Source organism: Sphingobacterium sp. UBA7249, from assembly GCF_002472835.1.
In the GTDB taxonomy this organism is placed as follows: Bacteria; Bacteroidota; Bacteroidia; order Sphingobacteriales; family Sphingobacteriaceae; genus Sphingobacterium; species Sphingobacterium prati.
This window is the reverse complement of sequence record NZ_DKST01000030.1, coordinates 180,560-202,082: the sequence shown is the minus strand read 5'-3', so window position 1 is coordinate 202,082 and position 21,523 is coordinate 180,560. Positions and strand designations below refer to the sequence as shown.

Here is a 21,523-nt window from a genome sequence, read left to right as displayed (position 1 = left end):
GTTATTTTTATTAATTTTCTTATTCGTCCATGATGCTACTCATCTTCAATCGGCAGACAGGTGAACATCCATTTTAATGGATTTTGCCAATCTTTCCCCTGCAGTTTCCCCACGGGAAGTTTTATTACAATCGTATTCCATCCCTTCTGCAATGGGATAATGCTAGGACTTCGATAACTGTACCCTTCATCAACCAACGGAAGCTTTAAGTCGCCCTTTTGTCCTGCGTGTTTCCAATTCGGAGGTAGTACTTCGGTCCCATTGACCCAAAGTTTGCTCATCCTATCATCCCAAGTACCCAAATTTGGCGAATCACTGGCATAGGAACGCGAAAGATCATTAAAACCAATCAAAAAGTTTTTGTCTTGCTCTTTCTTACTCCATACTTTGCCCACTGCATATACGGTACTATTTTCAAGTGGTCGGTCAATAGCTCCTTTGATAACATCAGACCACCAATGCCTTAATACAACGGTGCCTCCATAATATTTACCGATCTTGTGCAAAGAGCTGAAATCTCCCCTAGCTTCGTTATTCAAGGCCATCGTTAGATCGCCTTTATTTTCCACAGGTCCATATAACACCCATTTCTGCCGACTTTGTCGATAGTAAGGAAAAATAAGATTTCTAAAATACAACTGTTTATGTTGAATCAAACGCTCTTCAAATTCAGAAAATTCGGCAAGCCCTTTCACATCTGTTTTGATATTACTACGCCATTCAAAATCTCCTCCTCCTCGCCAGCTTCTTTCTGCAAATGTTAATAAAGCGGGATAAATTCCATTTTGACGAAATATGTCGTTTTCATTCTTTACCGCACGATCGGGCCATGAACACAGTGTTGCGCCCATTAACTTTTCGTTTTCTGAAGATTGTCCTCCAAATTGCCGATAGAACAAGGTAACCACAGTTTCCAAAGGATCCATATGATTGATATACAAATGCTTTGAATCAATCACCTGATAAGGAAAATCTGCAGTAACAACCTGCGGCCCACCCATCCAAAGCTGACGGATTGTCTGCGGTTGTAGATTACCTCCGGGTTCCCAGCCAATGGTCTTCATACCAAGACTTTCGGTCCATCTCGTCATTATTGGTAAAAATTCTTGATTATGAATTTTCACCTCATCCCCACCAATATGTAGATAGGGCAATCCAGGATAAGTCATTGCAAATTCATGAACCAGTTCCTTTATAAAGGCTAAACCACTATCACTTTGCATATCGGTTTTAAAATAACGACGAAATGCTGCTGAATGCCCCGGCATATCAATTTCTGGTACGAGCTGGATATGTCGATCGCGACAATATCGGATTAGCTCGTGCATTTCGTCAACCGTATAGTAATTTCCCTGCCACCGATCCATGTTGGAAGAATCGGTCAGACCGGGGTATTTCTTGCTGGTAAGACGCCAGGCGATATCCTCCGTGAAATGGAAATGGAAAATATTCAGTTTATACTGTGCCATGATATCGATCTGCTCTTTGAGCACATCCAGAGACTGGAAATTTCGTCCCACGTCAACCAGATATCCACGCCAGCGAAAAGAAGGATAATCTGTAATGGAGCAATAGGGCAACCGGCCATCCCGATCGCCCAGTTGACGTAAAGTTTGCAAGGCGTAGAAAATCCCTTTGCTATCTCTACCTTCAATGTTTACCCCTCTTTTATCCACAACTATGCGATAGCTTTCCAAAGATGACGAGGGTAGTTTCACTTGTTTATTGCAGCTGATGGTTATAGCTGTGTTTTTTTTGCTATCGAAGTCTACCTGAGTTACAGTCCAATCTTTTAAAAGGGCTATTAAAGTCTGTTTATCAATAGTTGAAACTTCTCCTTTGGTGCACACGCCAACAACATGCTTGACCTGATAATACCCGACTTTCCAAGTAACCGACTTGGGCATGGGAAGCAAAGGTCTGATTGTTTCGGACATACAGTGCAGAGGGGCAATCAGCATGATGATGATAATCAGTCTCGATAAGAACTTAATTGGGGAGACAGTTTGTCGCATAAATTTATTCCTTAATCGTATTGAGTTCCTTTAATATTTGCATACAATACCACTCCTGACGAGGGAGATGGAAAGGGCCTTTAAATAAATTACCCTTTGCCGTTTGCGCAATCTTCCCCTCGCGATGGAGATAGCCATACCATTCGCCATTGACTTTATCATGAAAGTGGTCATAGGCATATTGATTGATCTGTTGATGCCAATGCTTATATTTCATATCACCTGTCATGACATAGGCAAGCAATGTTGCTATAATGGCTTCATTCTGCGGCCACCAAAATTTCATATCTTGCCAGTATTCTTGTACTGGCTTCCCATAAACGTCTCTAAAATACAGAATACCACCATATTCTTTATCCCAACCGCGTTCCCACATATAATCCAGCATACGGCAACCGAGATCAATCAGATGCGCGTCATTGTCCCTGTATCTCGCTTCATGCAAGATAAACCAAGCGCCTTCGATGGCGTGTCCGGGATTGAGTGTCCGTCCGTCAATATGGTCGACAATTTCACCCTCAGGCCCGACTTGTTCCATCACACAGCGGATATCGTCTTTTACAAAATCACGTTCAATCTGTGCGATAAAATCACTGATAACAAAATCGCAACGGGGATCACCAATCGTCTCACGAATTTGCTGTGCTGTATTAATCATAATCATAGGCACACCGATTCCTTTCATTGGCCTTGTCTGTTCATATTTTGGTTCCACCAATCTTTCTCCATATGCATACGCCAGACAAATTCCAAACAGCTCGCGTGCTTCCGCTGCAATACTGGCATCACCACTTGCTTTTGCATAGGCAGCAAAAGCAATAGCGGCAAATGTTTCGGAAAAAAAATAACGCCGCATACGAATAGGATTCCCTAGGCGATCGACATGAAAATACATTTTTCCATTTGCGTCAAAGCAATGCTTTTTCAAAAATTCATAACCTATCCGGGCGCCTTCCAGCCATTCTCCTTTCTCTTCGACGGTATTGTAAAGTGTCGCCAGCAACCAACATGCCCGTCCTTGGATCCATACAGCTTTATCAGTATCAATCAAGCGACCATCGTGATCACGCATGAATAGGTATCCACCACATTCATGATCAATCGATCCCGGAAACCAAAATGGTACAGTATCTTTTAAAAGCTGATCACTATAAAAAACTTCCAACTCCTTCAAGTAATCTGAGTCTAGTATTTTTGCTGTATCTTTTATATTTATCTGTTTCATCTTTTTTAATTTTTACATCAATTCATTTATGTTTATTTAATCGTCATATCGAAAGTAGACACCGGTGTGCCAATTTCATTCTGAAGATTTGCCCTACTGAAAGCTTCGTACCCATACAAGATTCTAGTTACTTCGAAATTTGGTATATTGATTTCGACAGCATTATCCGAAATGATATTTGCGCTTACATTGAAAATCTTTCCCTTATTGTCCTCCAGCTGAAAACCTTTCACAGCTGTATTCTCCTTGGTCTTTAATTTTATACAGTGATCAAATGTCACTAACAGCTTATCATCATGAAGCGTATACCTGACCGGATTAGGATGATCCGCATTCAATTCAACTCCATACAAATGTTGACGTGCTAAGTTTGCCAAACGTCTACCTACCACGATCTTTTCACGGGGATGCACATCCAGAGAATCACCCACATCTATCGTTACTGCCATATAAGTCCCTGCAATCTGTTTCTCCAATAAGCGCTGTGAATTTCTAAAATCTCCCCATGAAGGCCGATCTAGACTTGTTAACTGAACAATGAAGAAGGGCAGGTCCTGATGAAAACTTTTGCGCCAGGAAGAAACCAATGTTTTGAAAAGACGCTCATGAAGTTCTATATTATGAGCATTGCTTTCACCTTGATACCAGAGTATGCCTTTCAATCCTGTACTCAACCATTTGCTAACGCCCGCTTCAAAATTATAGGCAGGTTGATAAGGATGGCGTTGATTTTTCACTTTTGAATGGACCAAATTTTGACTACCACGTTCCCGACAGAAATCTTGCAGAAAATCCGATTTTTGCCAGTTATGAATATAAGAAGCCAATAAATCATCGTTTTCCAAGGATTTCCGATCTATCCACGATTCGGTATTCGAGCCACCAACGGACAGGTCAATAATGCCGATAGGAATATGCTGTTCTTTGGCGATTCGTTCAGCAAATGAATAAGCTACTGCGGAGAACTGTGCAGCTTCATCAGCTGTCGTTTGACTCCAGTTGCCATGGAAATATGCTAAATCATTCACTTTTTTTAAGACCACCGTATCCCATGCAACTGCATGGGTCTCTATTAGATTTTGACATTTAAAAAGGCGCAGATTCCGTAGACTGCCTGTATTTCTGATCAAGGAATCACTTTTTAGGGCACCACGAAGTTGAAAAGCCATATTCGATTGCCCAGAGGCAAGGTATACATCGCCAAAAAGAATATTTTTCAATTCGATTTTCTGGTCACCCGAGCTCACTGTTATTTCATAAGGTCCCCCAGCCCCCATCTTGGGAAGCTTGATTTCCCAAAAGCCGTCGGGATTCACGATGGTCTTATAATTCCTTTTATTAAATACGATTTTTACCTCAGCCGTAGCTGTTCCCTTACCATGGATACTATTTTCCCAATCACGTTGGAGTACCATATTCGAACCGAAAGTTTCGGCAACTTGCATATCCTGTGTAAGGGGGACTAATACGTTAGCTACCTGTTTTGCTATTATTGCTGCTCCTTGTCGATTCGGATGTAAATAGTCGTCAAACAGATCAATTCGCATATGAAGTGGAGTATTAAGATCAATCAAACCCGCCTGATTACTTTCCGCTATTTGCGGTATAAGCGCCTGAATCTGATCATACCAATCACGTGTCCCGGATAGGAAACGCGAATGGCCACTAAAAATTGGAGTCAACCGACATATGTATATCCGCATTTTTGGATTGACAACCCTTATCGAACCAATTAATGCCGCATAATCTGATGCAAATGAATTCCTATAATTCGGCCAATTCCTTGGATCCGTATCATTAAGCCCCAGATGGATAATGGCAACATCAGGTTTAGAATCCAATGCATTTCGGTATTCAGGAGTTTTATCATACGGCCTATGCCCCTTGCGCAATAGTGTGGCTCCCGAGTGACCAAAATTACGCACCTCAAACCGCTGTCCCAGCAAGGTTTGAAGCTGGCTCGGATAAGAATCCTGAGCGGGATTGGCGAGACCAGAACCAAAGGTTACGGAGTTACCCATACAAGCAACCTTAATAGGAGGTTGTCCTAGAGAGATTGAAACAGGAACAATCAAACATATAAAAAGTCTAAGCTTTTTCAGCATGTGATTGGCGATCGTCTTAATTATAGATTTCATCTTTATTGGCTAATTTATTAAGGATATAATTATTCCTCCGTCGCTTTCGGTTTAAGAAATAGGAGTTGCAATAATAGCGCGAGCAATACGACGATCCCCAATAGGGCAAACCCCAGCCCAAAATGTCCTTCATCCTTAAACTTTCCTAGCCATTGGGTGATGGCAGCCCCCGCAAACACACCTACCATATTCATAAAGCCATAGGCTGTCGCGCGTAGGTTTTTAGGTACGATCTGACAAAGGATAGGCATATTATTGGCATCGAATATACCAAAGCCTATTCCAAAACAAACTGCCGCTCCCAAAACTGCAGGTAACGTCTGCCCCAGTCCTAAAAACAATAAGGCAGGTATTGTTAATCCGAGACCAATAGCGCTCGTATATATGCGGCCCCGAATATGCTTTTGTACCCATCGATCACTGACTATTCCGCCAACAATGACACCGATGAAGGATGATAGCGCGATTGTAATTGTAGAAAGAGGACCCGCACTGGACATTGGGATATTCAAGCTATCCGCAAATAACGTTGGCAACCAATTCTTAATGGCCCAGCCTGGCAAACTTGGTGCGGCAAAATAAAACAGCAAAATCCAAAATGCAACATTGGAAAATATGAGCGATAGACTTTTGAGTAGTGACAGTTGACCTTTCGAGCTTTTCTCTTCTGCTGTCGGCTCCTGCTTTTTCTCTATCAACAGCAGAGCTAGGACTAATGCATAACAAATACCCACTATCCCGAACCAATGAAAGGCGGTATGCCATCCTTTTGTAGCAGCCAAAGTCGCTCCAAAGCCCCCAAGTGCCTGTCCGGTATAGAGCCCTGTCATATGCAACCCAATAGCTAACGACCGATTTTTCCCTGTATGATAATCTGCGATTAACGAAAGCGCTGTAGGAATATATAAAGCTTCACTAAATCCCATAATGGCCCTTAATACCAATAGTGTTGAATAGTCATTTGCCATACCCATACCATAGGTAACTGCTGACCAGACAAATAAACTTCCTACGATTAGCCATTTTCTATTACTCCGATCAGCAACAATGCCGGCTACTGGACTCATCACACCATAGATATACAGAAAAATGGCCATCAGTACACCAAAAGTTTCGGCACTTTGCAATTGAGGAATATCGACCTGCATGGTGTCACGCATGGTCGACAGCATCTGTCGATCCATATAATTCAGCAGTGCTACCCCCCAAAGAAGGGTAACGACAAGCCATGGGTAAAAAGATTTATGTTGTAAAGAAGAGATCATTTTAAGCGTTATCAGGTTTATATTGTCTGTGTTTTATATCTTATTTCTTTTATGTCTTATTCTTTTAAAAATTCAGCTATTAAGATCTGAGGGGTACGAACTCCGGCCTTTATTTCTCCGCTAGGCACTATAACCATATTATCCCAGACAACTGCTGTGGTGGTCACCGGTCCATCAGCAGGTAGCTCCCCCATTTGATTCCATTCCTTCAATTTCAAATCATATCGCCATACCGCTCTGCCAAAGCCTGGATGTTTTACTTGAAGTTGGTTTTTTGATGCTATCAGCTGCTGTGCTTTCTGTGGATCAGATGTCTTTTTTGCTTCTGCAATAAGCGTCTCCACACGATGAAAGGTATCACCATGATCTGCACTCAATAGCCACAATCCATTGTCAGGTAGGATACAGGACACAGCTGCGGCAGCTTTAAAGGGAATTTTCGGTAGTTTAGCCCAATATTTTCCACCATCTACAGAACTGAATAGTCCTTGGTACAAAGTAGAGGGCGCATCTTTATTCGCTCTTCTTCCGCCAACCAAATAAAGGTTAGCTTGTTTATCGGCCAACAATTGCACGTGTGAGACTGCATAGGGAAGTTTCCCTATACAGATCCATCCTTTTTCAAGATCATTAAGATCTAATTGCAACACTTGATCAGATACCGTATCCTGTCCTTCGCCCCCTGCAACAAAAAGTTTATTTTCAATCGCTACTGCTCCCATATTGGTCAACGGAAATGGAAGATCTGGATAATTAACCGTTGAAATCTGCTCGGTATCAGCATTACATTGAATCAGTCTACAAGCATTGGTTTTGCCTTCTGAAGTCTCTCCGCCGATAACGAACACCCCTATAGGTAAACTCAAGCTCGCTCCATAAGCAATAGGTTCAGCAAGGCTATCTTGTGCTACGCATCGAAGTGTTTCACCGTCTTTAACATAGGCGAAGACTTCCTTTTGAATCTTTTTTACACCACCCTTCCAAGGTGGCAAATCTGGAAAATTAGCACCCCCACCAATCAGCAGATAGCCATTTGACATCCCCACAACAGGGCCTGCGATCCCGAGATGCATACTCTCACCCTGCGGAGATGGTAACTCGACGGATCTATGCCATTCCAAACGACCCGCCTGTCCATTAACATTACCTGCCAACAGTATTCCCACGACAATTCCCATCCAATTTTGTTTTGTCATATCTATTTATTCTTGACATCTTATCCGTCTTACAGGATTTCCACCTCCATAAACAAAATGCTTACAACGAGATGGAAACCAAATAATGATGCGATCAATGTGCGCAAAACGTTTCAAAACCGATTTTGTTCACATCAGCCTTAAAAAGCTCAAACTGCTCCGGGGACATATTTTTCACCGGCAATCGAAATTCACCACAGTTCAGACCGATTAATCTCATATAAGCCTTTCCGACCGAAATACCACCATACTTACCTAACAATATGATCATATCAATTGATTGCTGCTGCAAGGCATTTGCCTTTTCAAAATCCCCCCTGTCATAAGCTTCCATGAGGTCAAGATACAAAGGTGCGGCATAGTTATACGTACTTCCGACAGCTCCTTTATTACCTAATACTAGCGCAGATAACATATTCTCATCTCTCCCCCAGAGCATGTCATATTTTCGATCAGCATAATTCATGCAGGTCAGAAAGTCCATAAAATCTTCATGCGTATATTTAATTCCCCTAAAATTGGGTATTACGCCATCCACTTTTCTCAATAATTCGATCATTTGAAAATTTCCACCAGTCAATACGGGAATATGATAATAGTAAAAAGCAGTATTGGGTGCAGCGTTTGCGATTTCAATGCAGCAGTTTGCCAGCTGATCCACATTTGTGGGTTTAAAATATGACGGCGATGTAAAGGACACGACATCTACGCCTACCTGCTCCGCAAGTTCGGCTAGTTGTTGACATTCTTTGATATTCGTCCCCCCCAATAGCATCATTAATGTGAACGCCGGATCTTTCTTTGTCAGTTTAGCCCAAGCTGTCATTACCGAGACTTTTTCGTCAAATGTAAGCGATACGCCCTCTCCAGTAGAGCCACAAATAAAGGCACCTGATACGCTATTTCTCTTTAGCATCTCATAATAGTGTGGAATCAGCTCAAGATTCAGTTCACCGTTTTCGTCAAAAGGAGTAAATGGCGCTGCAATTAATCCCGATATTTTTTGATTTAGCATATGATAATTTATGTGAATAGTTGTAAATACCAACTTCAATTAATCCGTTTAAAATTGAGATAGGTCATTATTGGTTTAAGTTCCTTTATATCCTGGGTTTTGCTGATCGTTTAACTGAGGGTCTTCTGTTAAAGTCTGTAAGTCAATCGGCCACAAAATTTTATGTTTTTGGCTATCATTATTATCCAAAACTCCGACCAAATTCAGATTTTTACGAAATACCAGTGGCAGTCCATTTCCATCCTGCATTCTCCTTAAATCAAACCATCGTTTACCTTCCGACACAAACTCTTTGGTACGCTCGTAGAAAATTGCGAGCTCATTTGCTTCAAAACCTCCATTGTCAAAAGTAGGAGCCAGCCCTCCATAAGCACGGTTTCGAACGGCCATAATTTCAGCGGTGGGATCTTCACCCAGTTTATTCTTAATCTCCGCCAATAATAAATACGCTTCAGCAGCACGATAAATAGGATAGTCATCCGAATAGTTACGTACCCCATCAATTAAGGTCCCCAAGAACTTTCTAAATACAACTGCAGATGTATTTCCTTTATTAAAGTTTAGAAAAGTAGCATTGGCTCTGCTATCCTTAGGTCCATATAATCTATACAAATCCATTTTATATTCGTAACGGATCAATCCTGTGGATCCCGTTTGCAGCGGATCTTTGGGAATTACTTGGCCATTATCGTCCACATATCCGGTAATATCGTCACTGGCAGCGTAAATAAAATTGTTAAAAAAGGAAGTGGTCTCACCATTTAAATATCGAATGACAAAAATCATTTCAGCATTTCCCTTCATCGTTGGCATACTGGCAGATTTAAACTGTTCAGCAAAATTGTTGATCAGATTATATTTAGGTATTATCTCCTCTACGGCAGCTTTGGCCAGCAGCAAATCTGAATTGACATTTTTTGGAGATTGTCCATCTATGCTCACTTTCGCAGACCAAAGATAAACTTCGGTTTTCAGCATTTTTGTTGCTGCCAGGGACCATTGTGCTTTTTGATTTTTTGTCTCATAATTTCCTGAAAATGATTTTTCAGATTTGTCTATCTCTGATTTAATAAAATCAAAAGTTTCTTTTTCCGTGTCTGTTCTCGCTTTATAGGCCTGATCTGCCGACGTTGGCGTATTTACCGCAGCTTGAGGTTCCGTCACCAACGGTACCCGTCCATAGGTTCTGAACAGATAAAAATAGTAAACCGCGCGAAAGCCATAAGCCTGCCCCAAATAGTACCCTTTTTGAGCCTCAGTCAAATAATCAGCTTTCTCTACCTGATAGATAAAATTATTGACTTGAAATATCGTGCTATACAAGCCAGCCCATCCGGTTATGCCTGGTGCGCTTTCCCGAATATCTTGCGTAATTATCCCTGCCGAGTTCAAGGATGCAGTTCCTGTAAAACTAGTGCCATCCCTTAGCGTTCCAGCCCGCAGTTCACCCAGGCTCCACAAGTTCTGCTGTTGGCCACGCAATTGACTATGTAGCCCTAACATCGCTCCGGCAACTTGATCATTACTTTTCCAGAAACTTCCACTTGCAAAATAATCTTCCGGCGTAATGTCTAGATCAATTTCTTTACAAGATGTAAATGCCGCAATGATAACACAGCAATAAACAAATATCTTTTTCATAATTTAACGATTAAAAGGTTAATTGAAGGCTGAAAATAAACGTCTTGGGTAGAGGATATCCACCGCTGTTTTGATCTACTCTACCGCTTTCAGCCGAGAACAATGTGTTTTTTGTCCAATAATGGAGATTTTGGCCTGTCAGTGAAACCCGCATTCCCTCCATTTTGATTCTTTTTGCAATGGCATTTGGCAATTTGTATCCTAAAGAAATCTCACGTAATGCCAGATAATCACCCTTATTATAAAACATACTGCTTTCACGGCTGGTGTTGTTCTTGAATAGTTGATCTGCCCAATAGTAGGTTGGGTATTTAGCATTTGGATTATCTGCTGTCCAGGTATCGAAAACCGCGTCTGTCGTATTAAAGGTGCCTTGCATCATGCCCAAAAACCAGGCTCTAGGCCCATCATAAGCGACAAAACCCAGGGCATAATCCAATCGTGTATATAGGCTGAAGTCCTTGTAGCTCAATGTTGTTCCAAAACCTCCTGTCCAACGCGGTACAGTATTGCCCATATATACACGGTCATACGAATTAATTATGCCATCGCCATTTACATCTTTCCACATGACATCACCCAACGCAAGCGGATAATACAGTTTCTTCTGATCTTCTGGCAATGCATTATAGGCATCCGGATGAACCAGTGTTCTCGCACCGATCAAATCTTTCAATTGACCTGCGTAACGATCTAAGTCGGCTTGGGTCCGAATGATTCCAACCGCCTCGTAAGCATAAGCAACGTTTGGATCTTGACCTTCCTGGGTTCCACCGACCCAAATCAATTCCTTTGAGCTAGGGTCGTAAACCTGAATTCCTCCTTGACGATTATTCGCCACACCATTGTAAGGAAGTTTTAGTACTTTATTTTTATTATAAGCGGTATTCCAATTAACACTCAAATTCCAGTCATTATTACGTAGTATTTGATAATTTAAATCCACCTCAACACCTTGGTTGGACATATCTCCATTATTGGTTCGAATTGTACGAAAACCTGCCGATTGCGGCAAGGTTAATGTCGCAATTTTATCCTTTGTCGTTCTATGGTAATAGGATAAGCTTAAGTCCAAACGGTTAAACAATCTGGTCTCCAAACCGATCTCTTTCGTCTTCAAACTTTCCCATTTCAGGTTGGGAATGGACAAGGATGTCATCGTATAGCCTACGGAACCATCGTATTTCGAACTTCCATAAGCACCTTGTAAAATATACGAATCTCTTGTTGTTTGGCCTTTGAATACGGCATCCACATTACCATTTTCACCATAGCTCGCTTTTAATTTCAAGGTATTAACTAACTTATCCGAACCAATATAATCCTTAAGAACTTCTTCGTTATGCAAATTCCAGCCTGCGGAAATTCCCGGAAATGTTCCCCATCGGTTATTCAAAAGGGTGGAATATCCATCGCGACGTGCTGTCAATGTCATCAGGTATTTTTGTTGATAATCATAATTGACACGACCAAAAAACGATGTAATACGCTGACGATCATGATAGGAATCTATACTTCGCTTATTCGCGTCTGGACTGGTCAATCCCAAATCCATAAAATCATCCGTTGGCGCACCAGTCCCCGAAGCGGAGAAACTTGTGCGATAGGAATCAAAAAATTCAGTGCCCAACATCGCATTAATATGGTGGTCTTCACTAATAGTTGTATTGTAGTTCAATACAGCGTTGTACGTTTGATTAAAATTTTTGTAATAAGATGCGCCCGAATTGCGCGTTCTAACGTAATTGCCGGGGCTTGCCAGATAATCTCTATTAAACGATTCGTTTGTTTCTTGATTAAAAAACCAATTACCGCTGACCTTTAAACTCAGATTATCCAAAAAATCAACCGTGAAAGCCTGTCCCAAGGTCAGTTTTTGATTGATATTCTTGCGAATAAATTTATCATCATTGACGAGCGGATTACCATCTTGCCAATCACGTCCCACCAGCAAGTCTCCGCTCATGTTTGTACCACGCATCGTGGGTGGCGCGCCCAATGCCCTTGTCATATAATTCGCTTCACCATTTATCGCGTCTCTCCATTTTGTATATGCAAAATTCACATTCGAATTAGATTGCAACCAAGGTTTGATTTTGTAATCGCCATTTAAAACGAAGGTTGTCCGATCATAAAACGTATTGATGGGCAATCCTTTCTCATTGTACTTTCCTACGCTGGCATAATAACTCCCCTTTTGTGTCCCTCCTTGTAAAGCAACATTGTAGTCTTGCGTTAAACTATTGTTCCTTAATGCATAATCCTCATAGTCAAAATTTTTAAAAATTAACTCTTTCCCTGTTATGGGATCAATCATTGTCTGCCATCCCTGTTGTAGCAATTCACGATTGCTATCGTCCAAATACATTGTACTCCATACGGCATTACTACTGACATTACCGTCAAGATAATTTCCCTGATCATCCTTAAATTTGTTACCTGTTCCAAAAGGCCCCACAGCTGACAATTGATTCAGCTGATTTGGCTGATAAATTCCTGAGGTTTGCACCCCTTTTCTAGACCAGTATAGATAATCTTTGGCATTTAGGAAATTAAAAGGGTTATTCAGTTTATTGACACCAATTTTTGACTGAACAACAATATTGGACACACCCTCTTTTCCACGTTTTGTTGTTATAAGAATTACCCCATTTGAAGCTCTTGCACCATAGATGGCTGTAGCCGAAGCATCTTTAAGTACATCTATTGATTCAATATCATTTTGGTTGATATCATTAAACCCGTCCCTGATGATACCATCCACAATGACTAAAGGAGTTCCGCTACCATCATAATCTGTTCCACCACGTAAGACAATCTTAGGAACAGCCCCAGGTCTTCCGGAAGTTTGTTGCACACGGATACCTGGTACGGTACCGGCTAAAGCAGAGGCAGGATTGGAACGAATACCGGTTTCCAGAACCTTCTTATCGAGCCTACTTACAGAACCAGTCAAATTGGATTTTTTCATTTTACCGTAGCCCACCACGACGACTTCATCCATCTGCTCCGTACTGGGCTCTAATTTAATGTCCAATAAGTTTGTTTGTCCAACTTTCACTTCAAAGGACTTATAACCTGTTGATGTAATTATTAAGACTGTGTTAGGATTTGTGCTAACAGCGAACGTTCCATCAGCATTTGTTTGCAAGGATTGACTTGTTCCTTTGACTTTAACAGTGACTTTCCCCAAAAGTTCCCCTGTCTTAGCATCAGTGATTCTCCCTTTTACCGCATGGTCTTGTGCTTGCGCCAAGAGCAGATTACTTGTCAATATAGACAAGGCTAAAAGGGATCGTAATTTTAGGTTTGAATACATATTGGTATTTGTATTAAGTATTACATATATACAAATATATAGATTAAAAAATATTAAAAGCAAATTTTAATTCAATTATGTATTACATATTATTAGTTTTTATTAATTATCTTTGTCTAAAGGCGCCTAATGCGCCATAAAAATAGATATGGAATCAAATTCTTCGCTCATAGAACATCTTAACACCCTCGATACCTCTTCATTAGTAGACCGTGCAGAGAAAGAGATCATCAATCTCTTCGTCAACCAAGGTTTAAAAGTTGGGGATGCATTGCCAAAGGAAATCGAATTAGCAGAAACACTTGGCGTAAGCCGTACAGTTGTTCGTGAGGCGATGCTAAGATTGCGTATGGTTGGATTAATAGAATCCAAGAAACACCGGGGTGCGGTGCTCACGAGCCCTGATCTTATAAAGCCATTGCGGAAGTCGCTTTATCCTACGATTATGGAGAATAAGACTTTACAGGATCTTTTTGAAATGCGTATGATTTTAGAGGTAGGTATGGCCGATATATTATTTGAACATATACAAGAAAAAGATATTGAGGAGCTGGAAGTCATCGTAGCAAAAGAACCCGTCAATGCAGACAATACAATTTTTGATATTGAAACAGAAGTTGCCTTCCATGGAAAGCTTTATGAAATAACTGGTAATACTATCCTCAAAGATTTCCAGAACATGTTATTACCTGTTTTTCAATATGTACACATTAGTGGCCTATTAACCAGTCCGAGTGAATCAAAAAGTTTTATCTCACACCGCGGATTAGTGGATATACTGAAAGTTGGTAATGCAGAGGTTTTTCGCAATGCGATGCGCAAACATCTGGATAACCATTACCAAAGGCTTTTTCTATATAAGAAATCTGTTGGATAAACTGCCCTTACTTCCTGTTAAGAAATAAGAGATCAATCTTGGATAAATATCAATAGACAAGGATATGAACATGGAGTACTAGCTCAAGATGTTCAATTCTTTGGAGGATATGATGACGGGTGGTAATTTTAAACGAATAAACCAAGCACAAAAGGATAGTTACATTGCCCATTACCGCCCCATTTATGAACAACTACAACAAAGCAAGCTAACAGGCGAACAGTTAGAACTTGCTTACTTTATGAATACTATCCATACTAGATCTATTCAATAAGGATACGTGGGTAGTGTTCAATTCATATACCAATGTATTCTCTGCCGATGAATTTAATTCAAGCATTCTGACCTTTTTATTACAAAAAACAAAAAAATAAAGTATAGTTATCAGGTGGATTTTATATATTTGTATTAACATTTTTTAACACATGAAACTAAACTATCTACTAATGCTTGAAAAACGAATGTCACAAGGAGATGTTTTCCAGGTAATTATTAAATATCTCCGATAACCCCTTCCAAACAGACAATAATAATTCATTATTAACATTTTAATATGGCAAAAAATAATATCGATTTTGTCGTAATGGCTGCGCTTTGTTTAAGCTCCAGCACATTATACGCTCAATCCACCATAAAAGGTAAAGTAGTCGATAATAACAATAATCCTATCCAAGGGGCGACTATTACAGAAACAATAAGCAAAAAACAGGTACAAACGGATATAAATGGTCTCTTCGAGTTGCCTTCAAATGGAAGTTCTATCAGTATCCAAGTTCAATTTATTGGTTTTGACTCCAAAACTGTTCAAACCAATCCAGGCGGGCTCACTACTATTCAACTTTCACCGACAAGTTCCCAACTGGACGAAGTTGTTGTTACCGCTTTAGGTATTTCACGTGAAAAGAAATCATTAGGATATGCCGTACAGGAAGTCAAATCTGTTGAACTTCAAACACGTCCTACTAACGCGCTTAGTGCACTCTCAGGAAAAGTTGCTGGTCTTCAAGTGACTACATCCGGTGGTAATATGGGCGGATCCTCCCATGTTTTGCTTCGAGGTATCAATTCAATTGCGGGAAATAACCAACCGTTGTATGTTATTGACGGTACGCCAATTGATAACACCGATTTAAACTCCTCATCGACCATCAATGGTAGCGCAGGCAAAGATGTCGGTAATATGATACAAGATATCAATCCTGACGATATCGATAACATCTCCGTATTAAAGGGGCCTTCAGCTGCCGCCTTGTATGGTTCCAGAGCTGCTAATGGTGTTATATTAATTACCACAAAGCGTGCGTCAAAGGGGGAAAAGATAGATATATCGTTAAACACTGGCGTTGATTTTGAAAATATTGTCCGACTTCCGAAAAGACAACATTTATACGGCCAGGGTTATTCTACTGTTTTTCAGACTCAAAATATCAATGGTAAAGACTATAAAATCGTAGACTATGCTGCAGATGAAAGCTGGGGTCCTAAACTCGATGGCACACCTGTCTTACAATGGTATAATTTAAACCCTGAAGACGAATCCAATTACCTGAATCCGTCGCCATGGCTTTATCCAAAAAATGATGTCAGCTATTTTTTTCGGACTGGTGTAGCCAATACCAATAATTTTGCTATCGCCGGCAATAGTGGAAATACAAATTACCGATTTTCCTACACCAACAAAAATGTAAAAGGAACAACTCCAAATTCTAGTTTAGGTCGTAATACGTTTAACTTTTCGGGAGGAACGCAGCTTGGCAAATTGAAAATCAATTCTAATTTCAACTACATCCGTAACGCATCCGTAGGCCGCCCATGGACAGGTGCATCCAACAGAAATATTATCCTCGAGGCATTCCAATGGGGAGCAGTACAAGTGGATTACAAGATATTGGAAAATTATAAACGTGAGGATGGAACTCCATTAGCATGGAACCGTAGCGGTTGGCAAAATACACCCACGGACGAAGCAACAAAATTCATAGACAATCCTTATTGGTCGGCTTACGAATCATATATGGAAGATAATAGAGATCGCTTTTATGGTAATATTGGATTACAATATGACTTAAATAGCTGGCTTTCCTTGGGAGCTAAAGTACATGGAGATATTTATTCGTTCCAATCCCAAGACCGAATCGCGGTATACTCACGCAGCACTTCGCAATATGAAGAGACAAGTAATAAACTGAACGAATACAATTATGAATTTTTAGCTACAGCCAAAAAAAACTGGGATAAATTCTCACTTATTGGAAATATCGGAGCCAATCTTCGTGACCAGCAGCGCAAGCAAGATTATGCCATTACGCAGGGCGGTCTAATTATTCCAAATTATTATAATTTAAGAAATGCCAATTCAGTCGAAATTAAAAACTATAAATATCATAGACGCATCGCATCTGTTTATGGAAGTTTTTCCTTGGGCTATAATGATTTGCTATACCTAGATGGAACAGTGCGCAATGACTGGTCTTCAACATTACCAACAGATAACAACTCATTTATATATCCTTCCTTAACAGGTAGTTTTGTTTTTAGTCAATTAGAAGCATTTAAAAATTTGAATTGGTTAAGTTTCGGAAAAATACGTTTAGGATGGGCGCAAGTCGGCAATGACACAGATCCTTATCAACTGTATAAGGTCTATGAACCTGAGCAATCATATGAAGGGCAAGCTTCCTATGGCCTCCCGAGTATTAAACCAAATGCTAATTTAAAACCAGAAATTACCAGTTCTTGGGAAACAGGTCTGAACGTGCAATTGTTCAAAAATCGCTTAGGATTTGATATAACCTACTACAACAATAATTCTAGAAATCAAATCCTTCCTGTTCCTGTTTCTTCGTCTTTTGGATACGCAAGCAAAGTATTTAATGCGGGGAAAATTAATAACAAAGGTCTCGAAATTGTTCTTAATGGTACACCAATCAAAAATGAAAACTTTACTTGGGACGCTACAATTAACTGGGCCAAAAACAAAAACAAAGTGATCAAATTAGACGATCAGGTAAATACATTGAGTCTAAGTAATTCGTTAGTTGAATTAGTCGCACGTGAAGGTGAATCTTATGGGCAATTTTTAGGCTATGATTTTGTGTATACTAAAGATGGACAACGCGTTGTACAAGCAGATGGAACTTATATGAAGACCTCCCAATTAGTTCCACTAGGATCAATTCTACCTGATTTCACTTTTGGCTTTCAAAATAGCTTCCGCTACAAAAACTTTAGCTTGGGATTTTTAGTATCAGGTCGTGTCGGTGGTAACTTCTTCTCCCAAACCTATAAAGTTGGTATGTATTCAGGCATCCTGGACAAAACAGCGGCTAATAATATCCGTGAAACGGGTGTTATTTTGGATGGTGTCAAAGGAAATGTTACGTTCCATAGTGACGGAAGTTATGAGGTGAAAAACGTCGAACAAAATACCACCAATATTACAGCACAGCAATGGGCGCGCAATGAGTACAATGGTCCGACCACTTTTTCCATTTTTGATGCCACTTATGTTAAACTGAGAGAAGTGACGCTGGGTTATAATTTCAAATTAGCCAATGCCAAAGTCATTAAAAATATTGGGGTCAATGTCTATGGCCGTAATCTTTGGAATATCTATACCAAGAGTAAATACATTGATCCTGAATTCACCTCCAGTGGCGGTAATGTACAGGGTATCGAAGGCGGTGCTATTCCATTGCCTGTTACCTATGGTTTTAATGTCAATCTTAAATTCTAAAAAAATGAAAATATTAAATATACTATATACAACAGTAATCGGTATTTCCTTTGTTGCATCTTCATGCTCCAAGTCCAAGTTTGCTGATATTAATACCGATCCCAATCGTCCCGCCACCGTCACAACTCCAACAATCTTGGTAACTGCCGAAAAGCAATTGGTTAATGCCTTACGAAGCGAAGAGGTCAGCTTACGTGGAGCACAATTATTTTCACAATATTTTGCCCAAAATATTTACACTGATCAATCACGTTATCAAATACCAACGAGTTATTCCGACAACTACTGGACGGCAACTTACAAAGCATTGAATAACTTAAATGATATTATCAAACTCAATACCAATGAAAGCACCAAAGCGATCGCAGCAGCTGGAACGGCTGGCACCAACGCGAATCAGATTGCTATAGTGAGAATTCTTAAATCTTATGCTTTTCAGTCATTAACCGATGTTTTTGGTAATATTCCCTATGAGTCCTATGGCAATAAAGATGCTGATTTTGAAGCCCTGCAACAGGACCCAGACAACTTAACACCTAAATATGCAAGTCAGGAGAAAATCTATAAAGATATTCTAAACGAACTGCAACAAGCGGCAGATACACTTCTTAAATATCCAACTGTCAGGACTTTTGGATCTTCGGATATTATCTACCAAGGATCCAATGCCAGTTGGGCAAAATTCGCCAATTCACTACGTTTGCGTGTGGCCAATCGCATGAAAGCCAAAGATTCCGCATTGGCAGCGACCCATATTGCCGATGCGATAAAGAAAGGCATATTTACCACCAACAGCGACAACGCCGTATTTAAATATTCTAAAACTCCACCCAATGAGGCTCCACTATTCCGAGCCACTGTGACAGCCAAACGGCAAGATTTCGCCATTTCAAATGTGCTTATCGAAGCTCTACAAGGCACACGTGGTCCCTTTAAAACTGTAGACCCTCGCTTGTCTAAATTCGCAAAACCAACATCCTCAGGAAATGCCTATTTCGGCCAGCCGTATGGGCTTCCCTTAGCCGCCGGCAATCTCTTTCCTGTAGCTAAAATCTCACTCCCGAGCGATATTATTAATGCTGCAGATTATGGCGAAGTACTCTTAGAATATGCCGAAGTAGCGTTTCTTCTGTCGGAAAATAACAATTGGGATCAAACTAACTATGAGAAAGGAACCCGCGCTTCGCTGGAAAAATGGGGGGTATCACAAGAAGATCTAAACAGCTATATCAGCAAACTACCAGCTGCCAATAAAGAACATGTGCTTTCTCAAAAATATCTGGCACTTTTCAATCAGAGCATAGAAGCTTGGTCAGAAATCAAAAGAACGGGCTATCCACTATTTCTCATCAAAAAAGGAGATGTTACCTGGAGTGGCACTATCGATGGCAAACCCGTCACCTATACCTTTAATCCCGAAGTTGGCGATGCCATACCAAGTCGTTTGGTGTATCCATTGAAAGAACAAAGTACAAATAGATCAAATTATCAAGCAGCCCTGGCACAACAAGGAGATGATGTGATCAACACCAAAGTATGGTGGAATAAATAAAAAAGTATTTTCCACCCATTTGAACACCTGAAGTTTAAGATTTCAGGTGTTTTTTTTTTCCAATTATTTCCTAACTTCGTAAAAGACCATTAAGAAAGAATGCCATGGATGATCAAATATTAGATAAAATCGACCAACTGAGTGAAGAGGGTAATGCCTATTGTGATGAAGAGAACTTTCGCGAAGCAATTAGGGTATGGGCTGAGGCGCTCAATTTAATCCCTAGCCCACAAAATGTCCACGCTGAAAGTCTTTGGCTAGAAGCCTCTATTGGTGATGCTTATTTCCTGCAAGATGATTTCGAAAATGCACTTTCTCACTTTGAAAATGCCAAAAGTAATATCATAGAAAATGCCTATGAGAATCCCTTTATCATGCTGCGGTTAGGACAGTGTTACTTTGAAACAGCAAATACAGAATCTGCGCAAGAATACCTTTTACGTGCATACATGATGGAAGGAAAGGAAATTTTTGAAGAAGAGTCTCCCAACTATTTTAGTTTTCTAGCCGACAATGTTGACTTAGATTAATCTATTGCCCCAGCGGCCTCCATTGGTAAATCGGATTCAAGAACAGACGCACCCTGGCTGAATATCGCCCGGTATTTTTCCCTTCTTTCTTCTTTCTTTGTTAGCTTGTCATAAGTAGAAGCTGAAGAAATCATACACATCACCCCTTTTTTGTTAAAAAAGCGATACATTTCGAGATTAGATTCCCTTAACTCAGCACCTATATAGACAATCATCCGATCATACGGCAAATCTGACGCCTTAAATTTCTCCAATGCCGGTTGATCCTTAATGTGCATGGACATATACTGATCCGGATTTTGAGCCAAGTAATAAGCCGCTTGCTCTACATTATGTACGGTCACCCACACCCAATTATACGCGTTATGCTTTTTTATAATCGCTGCAGTAGCGGACAGCGGTAGATCTTTCTTATCGAGATTTAAAATGGTTTTACCCTTTGCCCATTCAATAACTTCATCTAGGGTATTTATAGGATAATCGGTAATATTTCCAGCATGATCTTTCAGGCGAAGTTTACGCAATTCAGCCCAAGTATAATCTGATACTTTTCCTGCCCCATTTGTCACCCGTTCCAAATTTGCATCATGAAGTAATACCGCAACACTATCTTTCGTATAGCGCGGATCTATTTCGAAAATTGCCGGAGTTTTTCGTAACACGGCCTCAAAAGTCGCAATCGAATTTTCAGGAAGACCATCTTCGATTGTTCCCCGATGACCGCTTATAATTTTCTTCCCTTTGGCATATTTAAAATAAGTACGCATTGCTTCTCCTGAATTAAATTTCAACCAATGATTCTCCTGAGCAAATGCTGGAGCATGCGATGAGATGACCAAAAATAGTGACAGAAACACAAATATCCTTTTCATTTTATCTACAAATAATTATTAACAGTTAAATAACGAGTTATTTCAAAAATATGAACCGCTAAAATAATGATCTAATATCAATAAAATGTAAACAGCATATTTCCTCAAAATGAAGCAAAGCAATTAACACTATACCTTCCCT

13 protein-coding genes are annotated in these 21,523 nt (G+C 40.2%); 4 read left to right on the top strand and 9 right to left on the bottom strand.

The features are described 5' to 3' along the window. Positions 1 to 35: 35 nt before the first annotated feature. The 8 genes from B4A24_RS22360 to B4A24_RS22325 all read right to left on the bottom strand — a co-directional run bounded on the left by B4A24_RS22360 (position 36) and on the right by B4A24_RS22325 (position 13,814). Positions 36 to 2,015 (bottom strand): family 20 glycosylhydrolase, encoded by a 1,980-nt coding sequence (locus tag B4A24_RS22360; protein ID WP_293947168.1) that lies wholly within the window; start codon positions 2,013 to 2,015, stop codon positions 36 to 38. A 4-nt stretch (positions 2,016 to 2,019) separates the two neighbouring features. Continuing rightward, complete coding sequence (locus B4A24_RS22355; RefSeq protein WP_293947166.1) at positions 2,020 to 3,240, bottom strand: AGE family epimerase/isomerase; 1,221 nt, start codon at positions 3,238 to 3,240, stop codon at positions 2,020 to 2,022. A 32-nt stretch (positions 3,241 to 3,272) separates the two neighbouring features. After that, a complete protein-coding gene (locus B4A24_RS22350) occupies positions 3,273 to 5,378 on the bottom strand; it encodes a GDSL-type esterase/lipase family protein (RefSeq protein WP_293947165.1) in 2,106 nt (701 codons plus the stop codon). A gap of 29 nt (positions 5,379 to 5,407) precedes the next feature. Then, complete coding sequence (locus B4A24_RS22345; RefSeq protein ID WP_293947164.1) at positions 5,408 to 6,643, bottom strand: MFS transporter; 1,236 nt, start codon at positions 6,641 to 6,643, stop codon at positions 5,408 to 5,410. Between the two features lie 56 nt (positions 6,644 to 6,699). Next, positions 6,700 to 7,839 (bottom strand): hypothetical protein, encoded by a 1,140-nt coding sequence (locus B4A24_RS22340; protein ID WP_293947163.1) that lies wholly within the window; start codon positions 7,837 to 7,839, stop codon positions 6,700 to 6,702. A 94-nt stretch (positions 7,840 to 7,933) separates the two neighbouring features. Then, a complete protein-coding gene (locus B4A24_RS22335; protein ID WP_293947161.1) occupies positions 7,934 to 8,854 on the bottom strand; it encodes a dihydrodipicolinate synthase family protein in 921 nt (306 codons plus the stop codon). Between the two features lie 75 nt (positions 8,855 to 8,929). Next, a complete protein-coding gene (locus tag B4A24_RS22330) occupies positions 8,930 to 10,495 on the bottom strand; it encodes a RagB/SusD family nutrient uptake outer membrane protein (RefSeq protein ID WP_293947160.1) in 1,566 nt (521 codons plus the stop codon). 10 nt (positions 10,496 to 10,505) lie between these two features. Further along, positions 10,506 to 13,814, bottom strand: coding sequence for a SusC/RagA family TonB-linked outer membrane protein (locus tag B4A24_RS22325; protein ID WP_293947159.1), 3,309 nt, complete (start codon positions 13,812 to 13,814; stop codon positions 10,506 to 10,508). A gap of 148 nt (positions 13,815 to 13,962) precedes the next feature. On the opposite strand from B4A24_RS22325, the gene B4A24_RS22320 reads away from it, so the two are divergent. From B4A24_RS22320 to B4A24_RS22305, 4 genes are all read left to right on the top strand, one after another. Further along, on the top strand, positions 13,963 to 14,691 hold the full coding sequence (locus B4A24_RS22320; RefSeq protein WP_293947158.1) for a FadR/GntR family transcriptional regulator: 729 nt from the start codon (positions 13,963 to 13,965) through the stop codon (positions 14,689 to 14,691). A 553-nt stretch (positions 14,692 to 15,244) separates the two neighbouring features. Beyond that, on the top strand, positions 15,245 to 18,427 hold the full coding sequence (locus tag B4A24_RS22315; RefSeq protein WP_293947157.1) for a SusC/RagA family TonB-linked outer membrane protein: 3,183 nt from the start codon (positions 15,245 to 15,247) through the stop codon (positions 18,425 to 18,427). 4 nt (positions 18,428 to 18,431) lie between these two features. Continuing rightward, positions 18,432 to 19,979, top strand: coding sequence for a SusD/RagB family nutrient-binding outer membrane lipoprotein (locus B4A24_RS22310; RefSeq protein WP_293947156.1), 1,548 nt, complete (start codon positions 18,432 to 18,434; stop codon positions 19,977 to 19,979). A 104-nt stretch (positions 19,980 to 20,083) separates the two neighbouring features. Further along, positions 20,084 to 20,509 carry a tetratricopeptide repeat protein gene (locus B4A24_RS22305; RefSeq protein WP_293947155.1) on the top strand — a complete coding sequence of 142 codons (426 nt, stop codon included), beginning with the start codon at positions 20,084 to 20,086 and terminating at the stop codon, positions 20,507 to 20,509. On the opposite strand, the gene B4A24_RS22300 is transcribed toward B4A24_RS22305, so the two are convergent. Then, positions 20,506 to 21,381: a glycerophosphodiester phosphodiesterase family protein gene (locus tag B4A24_RS22300; RefSeq protein WP_293947154.1), complete on the bottom strand. Its 876-nt coding sequence runs from the start codon at positions 21,379 to 21,381 to the stop codon at positions 20,506 to 20,508. The genes B4A24_RS22305 and B4A24_RS22300 overlap by 4 nt on opposite strands. Positions 21,382 to 21,523: the final 142 nt, after the last annotated feature.

What these genes read in the sequence shown, in the direction of transcription:
- B4A24_RS22310 (WP_293947156.1), top strand. Translation starts at nt 18,432, where the DNA reads ATGAAAATATTAAATATACTATATACAACAGTAATCGGTATTTCCTTT.
- B4A24_RS22350 (WP_293947165.1), bottom strand. Translation starts at nt 5,378, where the DNA reads ATGAAATCTATAATTAAGACGATCGCCAATCACATGCTGAAAAAGCTT.
- B4A24_RS22330 (WP_293947160.1), bottom strand. Translation starts at nt 10,495, where the DNA reads ATGAAAAAGATATTTGTTTATTGCTGTGTTATCATTGCGGCATTTACA.
- B4A24_RS22325 (WP_293947159.1), bottom strand. Translation starts at nt 13,814, where the DNA reads ATGTATTCAAACCTAAAATTACGATCCCTTTTAGCCTTGTCTATATTG.
- B4A24_RS22355 (WP_293947166.1), bottom strand. Translation starts at nt 3,240, where the DNA reads ATGAAACAGATAAATATAAAAGATACAGCAAAAATACTAGACTCAGAT.
- B4A24_RS22305 (WP_293947155.1), top strand. Translation starts at nt 20,084, where the DNA reads ATGGATGATCAAATATTAGATAAAATCGACCAACTGAGTGAAGAGGGT.
- B4A24_RS22345 (WP_293947164.1), bottom strand. Translation starts at nt 6,643, where the DNA reads ATGATCTCTTCTTTACAACATAAATCTTTTTACCCATGGCTTGTCGTT.
- B4A24_RS22315 (WP_293947157.1), top strand. Translation starts at nt 15,245, where the DNA reads ATGGCAAAAAATAATATCGATTTTGTCGTAATGGCTGCGCTTTGTTTA.
- B4A24_RS22360 (WP_293947168.1), bottom strand. Translation starts at nt 2,015, where the DNA reads ATGCGACAAACTGTCTCCCCAATTAAGTTCTTATCGAGACTGATTATC.
- B4A24_RS22335 (WP_293947161.1), bottom strand. Translation starts at nt 8,854, where the DNA reads ATGCTAAATCAAAAAATATCGGGATTAATTGCAGCGCCATTTACTCCT.
- B4A24_RS22340 (WP_293947163.1), bottom strand. Translation starts at nt 7,839, where the DNA reads ATGACAAAACAAAATTGGATGGGAATTGTCGTGGGAATACTGTTGGCA.
- B4A24_RS22320 (WP_293947158.1), top strand. Translation starts at nt 13,963, where the DNA reads ATGGAATCAAATTCTTCGCTCATAGAACATCTTAACACCCTCGATACC.
- B4A24_RS22300 (WP_293947154.1), bottom strand. Translation starts at nt 21,381, where the DNA reads ATGAAAAGGATATTTGTGTTTCTGTCACTATTTTTGGTCATCTCATCG.